The sequence below is a fragment of the Actinocrinis sp. genome (genome assembly GCF_035653575.1).
Lineage (GTDB): Bacteria > Actinomycetota > Actinomycetes > Streptomycetales > Catenulisporaceae > Actinocrinis.
Map to the genome: position 1 here is coordinate 1 of NZ_DASRBQ010000136.1, position 12393 is coordinate 12393.

The following is a 12393-nucleotide window of genomic DNA, read 5'->3' on the forward strand; positions in this document are numbered from 1 at the left end:
GTACAGATCGATGTAGTCCGTACCGAGCCGCTGCAACGACTCATCGGCGGCTGCCCGGATGTTCGCCGCGGACAGCCCCGGACGGCTCGGCAGCTTAGCCACCTTGGTCGCGATCACCATCGCGTCCCGGTTGCCGCGCGACTTCATCCAGCGGCCGATGATCCGCTCGGAATCGCCGCCGGTGTTGCCCGGAACCCACAGCGAGTACACGTCCGCGGTGTCGATGAAATTGCCCCCGGCCGCCGCGTAAGCGTCCAGGATCGCGAACGACTCGTCCTCGTCCGCCGACCAGCCGAACACGTTGCCGCCGAGGCACAGCCCGAAGACGTCCAGATCGGTGTTCCCAAGTTTCGCCATGGATCGAACTTAGCAGCGCCCGCTTAGCGCCCGGCTTTACCGGCGGTCCCTGCGAAGGCCCGCGCGGCACCGCCCTGAGCCGAAAACCATTCGAATATTGTCGGTAGGCACCAGTAGCGTCGATAGGGTGTCTGGACGATCCCACCCTCCCCAAACTTCGCCGCAGGCGGTCCCTGGCGAGGTCCTGATCGAGGCCCGCGGCTTGACCAAGCACTTCACCAAGAAGGGCGCGGAACCGTTCACCGCGGTCGCCGGGGTCGACTTCGAGGTGCGCCGCGGCGAGGTGTTCGGCTTCCTCGGCCCCAACGGCGCGGGCAAGAGCACCACCATGCGGATGATCGGCTGCGTCTCCCCGAGTACCGGCGGCAGCCTGCGGATCTTCGGCATGAACCCGGCCGCCGACGGCCCCGCGATCCGGGCCCGGCTCGGCGTCGTGCCGCAGGAGGACACCCTCGACACCGAGATGCTGGTCCGCGACAACCTGCACGTCTACGGCCGCTACTTCGGCCTGCCGCGCGCCGTGATCCGGGAGCGCACCGAGCGGCTGCTGGACTTCGTGCAGCTGGCCGACCGCGCCGACGACAAGGTCGAACCGCTCTCCGGCGGCATGAAGCGCCGGCTGACCATCGCCCGCTCGCTGATCAACGAGCCGGAGATCCTCATCCTCGACGAGCCGACCACCGGCCTCGACCCACAGGCCAGGCACGTGGTGTGGGATCGGCTCTACCGGCTCAAGCAGCAGGGCACCACGCTCATCCTCACCACGCACTACATGGACGAGGCCGAGCAGCTGTGCGACCGGCTGGTAGTCATGGACAAGGGCCGCATCGCCGCCGAGGGCGCGCCGCACGAGCTGATCGGCCGCTACTCCACCCGCGAGGTGCTGGAGCTGCGCTTCCCGCTCGACGAACAGGAGCAGGCAGCGGAGAAGGCCGCCGGCATCGCCGAACGCGTCGAAGTGCTGCCCGACCGCGTGCTGCTCTACGTCGACAACGGCGAGGCGGCGCTGCAAGCCGTGCGCGGACGAGGCCTGGAGCCGGTGACCGCCCTGGTGCGCCGCTCCACGCTGGAGGACGTGTTCCTCACCCTCACCGGCCGCACCCTGGTCGACTGAGGACGGCGCGATGACAACGCTCGAACCGACCGCCACCGCAGCGCCCGCGCCGAGCTACCTGCCGCCCACGCAGGTTCCCGGGGCACTGCGCCTGACTTACCGCCAATTCCGCTACTGGGTCACCTACTCCCGGCGCACCTGGCGCGGCACCGTACTGTCCGCGATCTTCGGTCCCGCGCTCTACCTGACCGCGATGGGCCTGGGCCTGGGCACCCTCGTCGACCATGGCCGCGGCCTGCCGGGCGGCGTGCGCTTCCTCGACTTCGTCGCGCCCGGAGTGCTGGCCGCGAACGCGATGCAGACCGCGTTCGGCGAGGGCACGTACCCGGTGCTCGGCAGCGTCAAGTGGTTCGGCAACTACTGGGCCGCAGTCAACACGCCGCAGCGGCCCGAGGACGTCGTCGCCGGACACGCCGCCCTCGCGCTCGCCCGGCTCGCCGCGCTTAGCGGGATCTTCTTCGCCTTCATGAGCGCGTTCGGCACGCTGCACTCCGGCCTCGGCATCCTGGCCTGGCCCGCCTCCGTGCTCACCGGGGCGGCCTTCCTGCTGCCGATCATGGCCTACGTGATCACGCTGGACAGCGATGTGTCGCTCAGCGCCCTGTTCCGCTTTGTGATGACCCCGCTGTTCTTGTTCTCCGGCACGTTCTTCCCCTGGCAGCAACTGCCGGCGTGGGCGCACCCGATCGCGTACGTGACCCCGCTGTGGCACGGCGTGCAGCTGTGCCGGTCGCTGACCCTCGGCGGCGCGACCTGGACCGCGTCGCTGGTGCACGTCGCGTACCTGCTCGCCTTCGCGCTCGGCGGCTACGCGATCGCCCGGATCACCTACCGCCGCCGGCTCTACCGCTAAAGCGAGAGCCAGAGCCCGGCAAGACCCGACCTGACAAGGATGGAGTCGAGAGCGATGACGACGCTCAGCTACGCGCCCCGCGCCGTCCCGGCGTTCGGCCTCGGCTCGAAGCGCTCGCTGCACCTGATCGAGCGCAACATGCTGGCCTACCGCCGCATGTGGCTGATCCTGATCTCCGGCGTCTTCGAGCCGGTGTTCTACCTGCTGTCCATCGGCGTCGGCCTAGGCAAGCTGATCCCGAACGTCACCGGACCAGGCGGCAGACCGGTCACCTACGTCGAATTCGTCGCCCCGGCGCTGCTGGCCACCGCCGCGATGCAGGGCGCGATCTTCGACTCGACGTTCAACATCTTCTTCAAGATCAAGTACGGCCGGAACTACCACGCGATCCTGGCCACCCCGCTGACGGTCGGCGACGTCGCGCTCGGCGAGGTCGGCTGGGCGCTTTTGCGTGGCCTGCTGTACGCGGCGGCGTTCCTGTGCGTGGCGGCCGGCTTCGGCGCGACCCCGTCCTGGTGGGCGCCGCTGGCCCTGCCCGCCGCGGTGCTGATCGGCTTCGCCTTTGCCGGCCTCGGCATGGCCTGCACGACGTTCATGAGGTCCTGGCAGGACTTCGACTGGGTCACCCTCGCCATGATGCCGATGTTCCTGTTCTCCACGACCTTCTTCCCACTCGGCGTGTACCCCCGCTGGCTGCAGGTCTTCGTGGAGTGCACGCCGCTCTACCAGGGCATCGAGATCGTCAGAGGCCTGATGCTCGGCACCGTCGAACCGGCCCTGCTCGGCCGCGCCGCTTACCTCGCCATCCTCGGCGCGGTCGGTCTTGCCATCGCCTCGCGCCGCCTCGGCCGCCTGCTGACGTCCTGACTACGGCGCGTCGGCACCGAGCGGTCCGACTCGGGCTTGCGGTGGCGGTTACGCGTCCCCACCCACCCGCCCCCGCGCAGGTCAGCCCGTGTCCGCTCCGCGCCGGCGTCTCGCGTACTCGGCCAACTAACCTTTGAGTGAGTCACGCTTGCGATGACGCCGATGTTCCTGCCCGTCTCCTCTCGCCGGCTTGGCCGACGCTGGTCTCCCGGTGGCTCAGCTTGGCACTGAAGAGTGCCGACAGCCCCTGCGGTGTACATCGTTTCCCTGTAGCATGTATGCCGAGTGGATACATGAAAGGGGTTTGCCAGTGACCGTCACGCAGATCGATCTCGATGATGACGAGTTGGAGCAGGCGATGCGCAATCTCGGCACCGCCACCAAGAAAGACACCGTAAATACCGCATTGCGCGAGGTCAACGCTCGTCGGCGCCGCCTTGCCGCCCTGGAGCGGATGGCTGAACGGTACGAGCGCGGCGAGTTCGACGTTGCTGTAGCAGCGTGGGAGCACCGCAAGGGCACCGAGGCCGAGCCAGATGCGTCACAGCGGTGAGCGACGCGTACCTGATCGATACCAGCGCTGTGTGGCGGATCCTGCGCAATGAGGATGACCTGCGCCTTCGGTGGCTACCGTTTCTGGCGGAAGGACTGCTGCGCCACTGCATGCCCACCCGGCTTGAAGTGCTCTTTGGTGCACGCAGCCCGGCACACCGATCGGAGTTGGAAACTGATCTCGACGCGATGTTCCCGCCGGTAGGTATGCCCAAAGACCCATGGCGGTGGGCCGAGCGCGCCCAATACGAGCTGACCGGGCATTCCCAGCACCGCGGGCCCGGCGTGCTTGACCTGCTGGTGGCCGCGACTGCGGTCCACCACGACCTGACCGTCTTGCATGTGGACAACGACTTCCCAGCGATTGCCCGTGTTCTCCCCGAGCTGCGCGTGCGTGACGCGCGGGTCTGAACGCGGTAGCTCTCGGCGCAGTGGGCGCTTCAACTGAGCTGACGACGCCGAGCGTGAGCCCTTGGCTAACCGTCGAAGCGACTTCAGAGACGCCGAGCCCCCTGCGAGATCGTCGACGAGTGTCACTGGCGCCAGCGTCCGAGAGCGCGTCAGTCGGCGGCCCTGTCCGTGATTGAAGGCCCACGGCGATGATGCCGATGTTCCTGTTCTCCACGGCGTTCTTCCTGCTCGGCGTCTACCCCCGCTGGCTGCAGGTCTTCGTGGAGTGCCGCGCTCTATCAGGGCATCGAGATCGTCAGAGGCTTGATGGTCGGCGCGGTCGGCCTCGGCATCGCCTCCCGCCGCATCGGCAGGCTGCTGCTGTCTTGACGCGGGCGCGTCGGCGCCGAGCGTTCTGACTCAGGCTTACAGGCGGCGGTTACGTGTCCGCACCCATCCGGGGTCCCCGTGGATCAGGCCCTGTCCAGGCCCACGTGTGTCGAGTCCCGCGCGGCGTGACGCCGGGTTGGCGGAGCCGGTCATGGACGCCGCGCTCGGCGGAAACCTCATTCCGGGCCGGTCAGAGCTGGCCCCGCGATGGGCCGCATCTCCCGGATGTTCCAGGAGTGCGGCGTCATCCGTCTACGATCAGGAGTTGGGGCGCTTGCCGTGATTTGCCTTCTTCTTCTTGCGGGCCCGCTTCTTGTTACCGCCCTTTGCCATGGCGTTTCTCCTCGTCAGTGCGCCTGCGGCGCGTCCGGGTGTTTAAGGCGTTCGCCAGTCTAGCCATCGTCGACGCTCACGCCTCGCAATGGCCTAGGCCGTCATCTTCGAAACGCGAGACCGTTCTCAACGAAGGGTTCGACCGGCTCGCGGCAGCACTGGTCCGGCCTCGGCGGCGTGCACCGGGTGTCCGGTACGGGGGAACCGAGCGAGCCAACCGGACGGCGACCGAATCTGCGGCCGGTGAGTAGTACCTTATGGTCCTGCTGATCCTCGTTATCGCATGCCCTGCGGTGGCTGCGTCGCCGCTCTGCGCAGTTCGGCGGCCCGGCGCGGGAAGCGTTCGCAACCCGTCTGGACGACGCTCTTAGGTGAAATTGGATCTCTAGACGTGACGGTATCTGATTCGGCCGGCCGGCAATTGAGCACGGCAGACGTGGCCACCGAGCAGCATGCGCCGCTGCCGTCTCCTCCGCAGGACGGGCCGCCGAGCCTAGCCGTGGAGGGCACCGCCGCCTCACACCGCGGTCGCCGGAGGCACTGGGCAGCCCAACGGCCGAGTGGCGGCTCGCCCTTTTCCGCAGCTTTCGCCGCTGAGCACGCCGGTTTGATCTTGGCGATCGTGCTGGGCGTCCTGCTTCCGGTTGTGGTCGCCGCAGCGACCGGCAACCTCTCGATTCCGCACAACGACGCCTGGTCCTACAGCCGGATCGCGCAGACATTCGGACGCACCGGGCATATCAGACTACTGGATTGGAACCGATCCGCGCTGGTAGGCCAGTTCGTCGTGCTAGGACCGCTCGCCTCGTCGATCGTCGTGCAGCAGTTGTTCGTCGCGGTCCTCGCGGTCGTCGGCCTGTTCGCGGTGTACGACCTCACACGGCCGGCCCTCGGAACCCGTGGCGCCGGCTATGCCACGCTGGTGGTCGCGCTCTGGCCCGGCTTCGGTTTGCTGGCCACCTCCTTCATGCCGGATGTCCCCGCGCTCACGGCGGCGCTGCTCTGTCTCGCTCTCGGCCGCCGCGCGCTGGAGCGCGGCTCGATGGTCCTGTTCGTGCTGTCCATGGCCTGCGGTTTGTGGGGCATGACGATCCGGGAACAGTCGGGTGCCGCGCCGGTGGCCGTCGCCGTGTGTGCGCTCGCGATCGACCGCTACCGTCGTGCGCTCCGTCCCCTGATGACCATCGGCGTCACGATTCTCGCCGCGGTGCTGTATCTCGGGTTCGACGCCTGGCACAGCGGCTTGCCGAAGGTGGATCCGCCGAACTACGCCGTCGTCACCTCCACGTTGGGCACGGCAGTTAACCTGATCTGCCGATCCTGGTTCACGCTGGCGCTGCCGCTTGCTCCCGCGGTCGCGTACGCCGCTCGGCCCTGGCGTTGGCGGCGGCACAGCCAAATCGCGGCCGTGCTGACCGCCGCTGCCGCGGTCATGACGGTCCATGATTTTCATCCGAAGAACCTGTTCCTGGGCAACTACCTTGCGTGGAACGGTGCTTACGCGGCGGTCATGCCGGACGGCGACGACCGCGTCGTGTTCCCGCACCACTTTTGGTGGCTGGTGGTGGCTGCCGCGTGCCTGTCCGGCTCGCTGCTGACCGGGCTCGTCATCGAGAACTATCGCCGCGTCGGCCCGATCCTCGGAGTCTTCACGCTCGTCACGGCGGTGGGCACGGTGGCGACGAACCTTCTCGGGCAGAACATCTCCGACCGCTACTTGATCGCGCTCGCGCCAGGGCTGCTGGTCATCGTGCTCGCGCCGGCCGTCGAGCGCGACATTCCACGGATGCGCAGACGCCTGATCGCCCCGGTGGCCGCGGGACTGGCCGTCGGCCTGCTCTCGCTCGCCATCACCGCGAACGGCTTCAGCTTCGACACGCAGCGCTGGCGCACCGCCACCCAGGTCGCGCAGTCCGGAGTGCCCGCCGCGCGGATCGATGCGGGCCTCGAATGGCTGGGTTACTACTCGCCGGCCGGAATGGTCGACAGGTATCCGTCGTCCGGGATGGGCTTCGAGGGCTACTTCTCCCGGGTCGCCTCCTGCCGCGTGATCACCATGGGCAAGGTATCCAGGCATGGCTGGAAGCTCGAGAGGGTCGTAACCTACTCGACGTTCCTGGTCGCCGGCACGTCCCGGTTGTACGTGTACGACTCGGGCACGCCCTGCTGACGGCGAACCGGCATCTGGCGCGGCGCCGGACCTGCAGTGTTGCGCCACCTCGACATGCCGCCACTGTCGAGCACGGTCGAGAGCATCACTGAACGTCCGTCGCGCCCTACTCTGTTACAGGGGATTTCTGCGTTTCAAGGAGGACGCGCGTGCGTGCCGGTCGACGGATACTCGTGCTCGCAACGGTCGCTGCGCTGAGCAGCCCGACTGCGGCGTACGCCCGCGGTGGGGGCGGTAGCCACGGATTCAGCGGCGGCAGCGGAGGCGGTGGTGGCGGCGGGGGCTTCGGCGGTGGCGGCGGCTTCCACGGAACCGGCTTCGTCGGGGGAGTCGGCGGCGGCGGGGCTGCCTTGCTGCTCGTGGTGGTGATCCTCGTCCTGCTCTGGTGGTTCTACTCCCGCTCCCGAAAGTCGGGAAATGGACGCAGCCTCAACACGGTGTCCGACCGGGCGGCCCACCGCTCCGACGCGCTCGCGCGCGAACGCTCCGCCCAGGTAGAAGCCCAAGTCAACGCGCTCGCCGACACGGATGCGTCCTTCAACGTCGATGAGCTGAAGGCGCGTGCGGTCTCGCTGTACACGACCGCCCAGCGGGCCTGGACCGATCGCGATTACGCCACGCTCAGGCAGATCCTCTCCCCGGTGCTTTACGGCAAGTGGGCCGACGAACTGCGCGACTACGCGTCGCGTGGCGAGGTCAACGTCGTGGAGATCATCTCCGGTCCGATGGTCGAGCTGGTTGATGTCGCCAACCGGGCAGGTGAAAGGAACGACACGGTCACCTTCCGGATCACTGCGACGCTCAACGACTACGTACGCCGCGACGACGGCTCGCGCGCCGTGCGCTCAGACGGCTCGACGAGCCCGGTTGAGTACTGGACGTTGCGTAAGAACGACTCCGGGACGTGGATCGTGTCGTCAGTGGAGCAGGCGGCCGAAGGCGCGCATCACCTGACCGACGCCATCGAGACGGACAGCTGGGATCAGAAGGCGATCGCCCGAGACGCCGTGCTCGACGTCGCCGAGAAGACCTCGGCTAAGGGCCTCTCCGACATCCTGTCGCTCACCACCATCTCGTGGAGCACCGACGCCGACGCCGCAGCCAGCGACCTGAGCGCCCTGGACGGCCGGTTCGACAAGCCGGTCCTCGAGGTCGCGATCGAGCAGTTCCTCGAGGAATGGGCCATGAACGACGGCAGCCTCGACTTCACGTCCGTGCGTACGGTCAACCGCACTGTCATGCGTGACGCCGTCATCGCGTCGATCGAGGTGCGCTCGTTGCTCTCGCGCGACCCGATCGTCTTCCACGTCGCCGTCGAAGCAGAGGGCATCTACTACGAGGTCGACCGGCAGACCGAAGAGGTGCTCCAAGGCGACGCGCACAAGCGGCGGCCGGTCACCTTCGAGTTCGATCTGCGGCTGGACGAGCCCTCGGCGAAGGGGTGGACCGTGATCGCCGCGGGTGTGGAGAGGCCGGGTCTGGCCGGGCGGCGTGCTTAGGCGGCAAGACGCTTAGGCGGCGAGTGCGGTCCCGATCCAGGTCGAGATCCAGATCCATCCGGTTATCCGACGGTCATTCGACCCCGATGCACGCGCCGCGGATTTCCCGACGGATACTTGCAGGCGTGTCCGAGTCCGCAGCAGTCCAGCGCCACCTCACCGCCGACGACCTCCGCTCGCCGCGATGGATCGCCGCGCACGTCGGCATCGTCGTGCTGGTCGTGGTGTTCCTGCTGCTCGGCCGCTGGCAATGGCACGTCGGCCACAAGGTCGCCCCGCTCACCCCGCAGCAGCTCGCCTCGTGGCGCAAGCCGGTGCCCGCCGAGTCGCTGATTACCTCAGATGGCGTGGACGGCACGAAAGTGGGCCAGGCGGTAACGGCGCGAGGTACGTACGACGCGACGCGGCAGCTCCTCGTGCCCGGACGATCGCTCGACGGCCACAACGGTTACTACCTGATCGCGCCGTTGGTCACCGCGCCCGGTAAGGCGATCACGGTCAACCGGGGCTGGCTGCCCGCCACGGGCGCAGGGAGCGCGCAGCCGAGCATGCCCGCCCCGCCGACCGGTCAGGTCACCGTGACCGGTTGGGCCGCCGCGTCCGAGTCCACGACCGGGTCGGTCAACCAGAACGGCATCGTGCAGACCTTCGCGCCCGGCAGTGCCTCCGGCCCGCACGAGGTCAGCGTCATCTCCGCGGCGCAGCTGGTGAACCTGTGGCCCTACCACCTGCCGGACGGCTACCTGTCCGCCACGGACTCCGCGTCTCTTTCGGGCGGTCTTAAGGCGGTTCCAGCGCCGCTGCCTCCGCACGGCACGAGCTGGGATCTGCTGAACGTCGGCTACGCGTTCCAGTGGTGCCTGTTCGCGATCGTCACCGTCGGCTGGTACCTGCTGCACTGGCGCCGCGAGCTTCGTGCTTCAGCAGCGCTGGCCGAGGCGCAGGCTGAGGCAGACTCGCAGGCGCGCGCAGAGATAGAGATGCGGCCACAGGCGCAGGCTGAGATCCGGGTAGCGACCGCGATGAGCCCGGACGAGCCGCAGTCGGCCGAACCCCAGCCGAGCGCGGCAGCCGCTCAGCGCGAGATCGGCGAGTCCGCCGGCTGAGCCTGTCCTGGGATCCGCGCGGCCTGACGTGCGTCGATGTGCTTCAGGGTGCGTCCCGCCACGTACGGCGAGAGGCCCGGAACCAGGCCCGCGAGCGCCATCAGCGCCATGTGCGGAATCGAGAGCCGGTAGATGAACGCGGTCGCGATACACAGGATGACGTAGATCGGGTAGAGACCCATCCCGTGGATCATTCCGACGATCTTGTCGACCTCGCCTGAGTGCGCCCAGTACTTGAGCGGCATGCCGACGAACACCAGGATCACCATCATCACGCCGGTAGCCCACGCGAAGGCCACATAGGCGTTGACGAGCGGCGAGCGCTTAACGGGCTTGGCGACTGCCATCTTCGGACACCTCGCGGGGACTCTAGCGGTGGAACGGGACGCTGAAAGCAGCGTAATCGCCCGATACGGCAACGGCAGACTCGGGGTGTGGCCAGGGGAGCGGCCAACCCGCCCGGGCACATTCGGCGCAACGCCGCGAGCCGGGCCGGAACGCACGTGCCAATCAGGCCCCGACTCCGATACCGTCATCCCCATGTCCGAGACGACGCCGTCCGCACCGCCCTCGCTGAACGGCACTCACCCCACGCCCGCGCAGGTACGCGCGGCGGCCGAGGCACTCAAGCTCGCGATCGACCGGCACCTGGCGGCGGTGGAGGCGCGGACCGACGAACTCGACCCTTCCGTGCTCGAAGCCTTCGACGCCTTGGCCTCGGCGGCCGAGGAGTACGACGAGCTGCTCTACACGGTGCACGACGAGGTCACGCCGTTCGACGTGGTGCCCCCGGAGTCGGACGCGGTCTACGCCGGACCGGAAGAGGTCGAGGCGTTCTCGGTGTTCATCCGGCGCGATTTCCTGATCACCGACGCCGAAGCGCTGGCAGCGGCGGCCGGCAATGTCTCGGAGGACTTCGACGCGGAGTCCGGCGACAGCCGTGCCGCGGTCGCCGAACTATTCGACGCGTTCGATGCGGACGAGATCTCGTACCGCGCCGAGGAGATCGGCCTTGAGGCGATCGAGGCGACGACGTGGGTCGTCGCCGCGGACCCCGAGGCTGTCGGCGGCTGGGACGACGACCCGTTCTCGGAAGTGGACCTGCAAAAGCTGCTCTACCGCGTAGACCTGGTCGACGAGGAGGAACTCGACGACGAGGAAGAAGAAGAGGACGCCGACGATGAGTCCGCGGCCGCTCTGCACGACGCGGAAGACGTCGAGGACGAGGAAGACGGCGACGACGGCGAAGACGATGAGGAAGCCGAGGACGAGGAAGACGAGGTAGAGCACGGCCACGGGGCCGACGCCGCCAGGTAGTTCTTCCATGGCGGATGCCTTACGCCGCCGTCGGGCCATCCTTGCCGGTCCTCGTAACACAATGACGCCTGCCCGCTCGCTCGCTTGTCCGCCTGCGTGCTTGCCAGGCCAGGACGCGTCAGGTGGCCGAACCTTCGCCAGGCACGCCGCCAGCCGCCCTGGTCTATTCGCCACATGCGCCGTCGGCTACCTCTATCCCTCCAGCCTCGTTGGCTACGTGCCGCCACCGTGACGCCAATCTCCTGAAGTCCATTCGTCACATTGAGCAAAAGCCCGGTGACTACGTGGCAGAATGGCTGGATCAGAGGCGGGAACCGCCGTCGATCCCGAGGAGGTCGCCTCTTGCCGGTGGACATGCTCACCGCGAAGATCGAGTTCGGCTTCGACCAGCTCACGGCGCGAAGCGGCGGGGTCCTCGACGGGCCCTCGCACGTCGCCATGGGCCGGCGCGCGGCAGCCGCGATCGGGTACGCGTTGGGCTCCGAGGAGGAGGCCCGGATGATCGAGGCTTACCTCAACGTGTGGCGCCTCATGCATCTGCCGCACCTGCCTGCGGGCTCGCGCGGGCTGACCCGCGATGAGTTCGTCAGGTCCAATCTGGCGCTGGCCGACGGTTCTCCGGCCGACCGCGAGGCCATCCTTGGCGCGCTCGCAGACACCTTCTTCTGTCTCGCGGACGTCGACGGCGACGGTAGGGTGAACCGGGAGGAGTTCTGGGCCTTCCAGCACGGCCACTTCCCCGAGTTGACGCGTGCCGTGCTCGCCGAGGCCTTCGACCACCTGGACACCGACCGCGACGGCTACCTCTCCCGCCAGCAGTTCACCAGCTCAATCGTCGAGTACTGGACCAGCCGGGACCCGGACGCACCGGGCAACTGGTGGCTCGGCCGTCCCGCCTATATGAGTGCGGCTACGGGCTCGGCTACGAGTGCGAGGGCAGGTGCAGGGCCGAGTGCGGGGCCGGGCGTCGGCGAGCCGGTCGATCGCGCGAACGTTCGAGACCGGCGGTCGCATTCGACCCCGCTGGACGCCCCGGTCACCTCCTGATCTGACCGCCCTGGTCGCCCCCTCGCCCTTCCGCTCCGGCCGCCCGGCGCCGCCCTGGTCGCCTCTTGGCCCGACCGCTCGGATGCTCCGGTCACCTCCTGGTCCGACTGGTCGGATGCTCCGGTCACCTCCTGGCCCGACCGCCCGGCGCCGCCCTGGTCGTCTCTTGGCCCGACCGCGCTGTCTGCGGTCTGCGGCCCGCCGCCAGTCGTCAATCCCGCAGCGCGTGCTTGAGCCGCGTACGGCGCGCACGATCCGGGATCTTCTCCACCGCGTCGGCCAGTGCGCGCCCCGCTCCGTGCACAACCGTCAGATGCTGCGTGGCCAGCGTTATCGCACCGAGCGTCAACGCCCGGGTCAGCTTCGGCGCCGAGTCTCCGTCGAACACCGCGACCACC

13 protein-coding genes and 1 pseudogene are annotated in these 12393 nt (G+C 68.2%); 10 read left to right on the forward strand and 4 right to left on the reverse strand.

The window, feature by feature from the left end; genetic code table 11:
• Window positions 1-357: aldo/keto reductase (locus VFA06_RS19215; RefSeq protein ID WP_324842010.1), on the reverse strand; the 357-nt coding region annotated here is incomplete at its 3' end.
• 127 nt (window positions 358-484) lie between these two features.
• Between VFA06_RS19215 and VFA06_RS19220 the strand changes: the two genes are divergently transcribed.
• The 5 genes from VFA06_RS19220 (at window position 485) to VFA06_RS19240 (ending at window position 4154) form a co-directional block, all read left to right on the forward strand.
• Window positions 485-1471 (forward strand): ABC transporter ATP-binding protein, encoded by a 987-nt coding sequence (locus tag VFA06_RS19220; RefSeq protein ID WP_324842011.1) that lies wholly within the window; start codon window positions 485-487, stop codon window positions 1469-1471.
• A 10-nt stretch (window positions 1472-1481) separates the two neighbouring features.
• Window positions 1482-2324 (forward strand): ABC transporter permease, encoded by an 843-nt coding sequence (locus VFA06_RS19225; RefSeq protein WP_324842013.1) that lies wholly within the window; start codon window positions 1482-1484, stop codon window positions 2322-2324.
• 54 nt (window positions 2325-2378) lie between these two features.
• Window positions 2379-3191 carry an ABC transporter permease gene (locus VFA06_RS19230; RefSeq protein ID WP_324842014.1) on the forward strand — a complete coding sequence of 271 codons (813 nt, stop codon included), beginning with the start codon at window positions 2379-2381 and terminating at the stop codon, window positions 3189-3191.
• A gap of 310 nt (window positions 3192-3501) precedes the next feature.
• Window positions 3502-3744 carry a type II toxin-antitoxin system VapB family antitoxin gene (locus VFA06_RS19235; RefSeq protein ID WP_324842015.1) on the forward strand — a complete coding sequence of 81 codons (243 nt, stop codon included), beginning with the start codon at window positions 3502-3504 and terminating at the stop codon, window positions 3742-3744.
• Window positions 3741-4154 carry a PIN domain-containing protein gene (locus VFA06_RS19240; RefSeq protein WP_324842016.1) on the forward strand — a complete coding sequence of 138 codons (414 nt, stop codon included), beginning with the start codon at window positions 3741-3743 and terminating at the stop codon, window positions 4152-4154. The genes VFA06_RS19235 and VFA06_RS19240 overlap by 4 nt, the downstream gene beginning before the upstream one ends.
• Before the next feature lie 627 nt (window positions 4155-4781).
• Here VFA06_RS19240 and VFA06_RS26125 read toward each other — a convergent pair.
• Entirely contained in the window at window positions 4782-4856 is a 75-nt protein-coding gene (locus VFA06_RS26125; protein WP_414639585.1) for a 50S ribosomal protein bL37, read from the reverse strand.
• Between the two features lie 607 nt (window positions 4857-5463).
• On the opposite strand from VFA06_RS26125, the gene VFA06_RS19245 reads away from it, so the two are divergent.
• From VFA06_RS19245 to VFA06_RS19255, 3 genes are all read left to right on the forward strand, one after another.
• On the forward strand, window positions 5464-7026 hold the full coding sequence (locus VFA06_RS19245; protein WP_324842017.1) for a glycosyltransferase family 39 protein: 1563 nt from the start codon (window positions 5464-5466) through the stop codon (window positions 7024-7026).
• A 149-nt stretch (window positions 7027-7175) separates the two neighbouring features.
• Entirely contained in the window at window positions 7176-8525 is a 1350-nt protein-coding gene (locus VFA06_RS19250) for a Tim44-like domain-containing protein (RefSeq protein WP_324842018.1), read from the forward strand.
• A gap of 125 nt (window positions 8526-8650) precedes the next feature.
• On the forward strand, window positions 8651-9631 hold the full coding sequence (locus VFA06_RS19255; RefSeq protein WP_324842019.1) for an SURF1 family protein: 981 nt from the start codon (window positions 8651-8653) through the stop codon (window positions 9629-9631).
• On the opposite strand, the gene VFA06_RS19260 is transcribed toward VFA06_RS19255, so the two are convergent.
• A complete protein-coding gene (locus VFA06_RS19260) occupies window positions 9601-9978 on the reverse strand; it encodes a DUF3817 domain-containing protein (protein WP_324842020.1) in 378 nt (125 codons plus the stop codon). The genes VFA06_RS19255 and VFA06_RS19260 overlap by 31 nt on opposite strands.
• Before the next feature lie 193 nt (window positions 9979-10171).
• Between VFA06_RS19260 and VFA06_RS19265 the strand changes: the two genes are divergently transcribed.
• Both VFA06_RS19265 and VFA06_RS19270 read left to right on the forward strand, forming a co-directional pair.
• Window positions 10172-10948 carry a hypothetical protein gene (locus VFA06_RS19265; RefSeq protein WP_324842021.1) on the forward strand — a complete coding sequence of 259 codons (777 nt, stop codon included), beginning with the start codon at window positions 10172-10174 and terminating at the stop codon, window positions 10946-10948.
• Between the two features lie 348 nt (window positions 10949-11296).
• Complete coding sequence (locus tag VFA06_RS19270; RefSeq protein WP_324842023.1) at window positions 11297-11995, forward strand: EF-hand domain-containing protein; 699 nt, start codon at window positions 11297-11299, stop codon at window positions 11993-11995.
• Between the two features lie 211 nt (window positions 11996-12206).
• On the opposite strand, the pseudogene VFA06_RS19275 reads toward VFA06_RS19270, so the two are convergent.
• Window positions 12207-12393 (reverse strand): annotated as a pseudogene (locus tag VFA06_RS19275) (hypothetical protein); the annotation flags it as partial.

Excerpts from the sequence above, each read along its gene's own strand:
- VFA06_RS19225 (WP_324842013.1), top strand. The coding sequence starts at position 1,482 with ATGACAACGCTCGAACCGACCGCCACCGCAGCGCCCGCGCCGAGCTAC.
- VFA06_RS19230 (WP_324842014.1), top strand. The coding sequence starts at position 2,379 with ATGACGACGCTCAGCTACGCGCCCCGCGCCGTCCCGGCGTTCGGCCTC.
- VFA06_RS19260 (WP_324842020.1), bottom strand. The coding sequence starts at position 9,978 with ATGGCAGTCGCCAAGCCCGTTAAGCGCTCGCCGCTCGTCAACGCCTAT.
- VFA06_RS19265 (WP_324842021.1), top strand. The coding sequence starts at position 10,172 with ATGTCCGAGACGACGCCGTCCGCACCGCCCTCGCTGAACGGCACTCAC.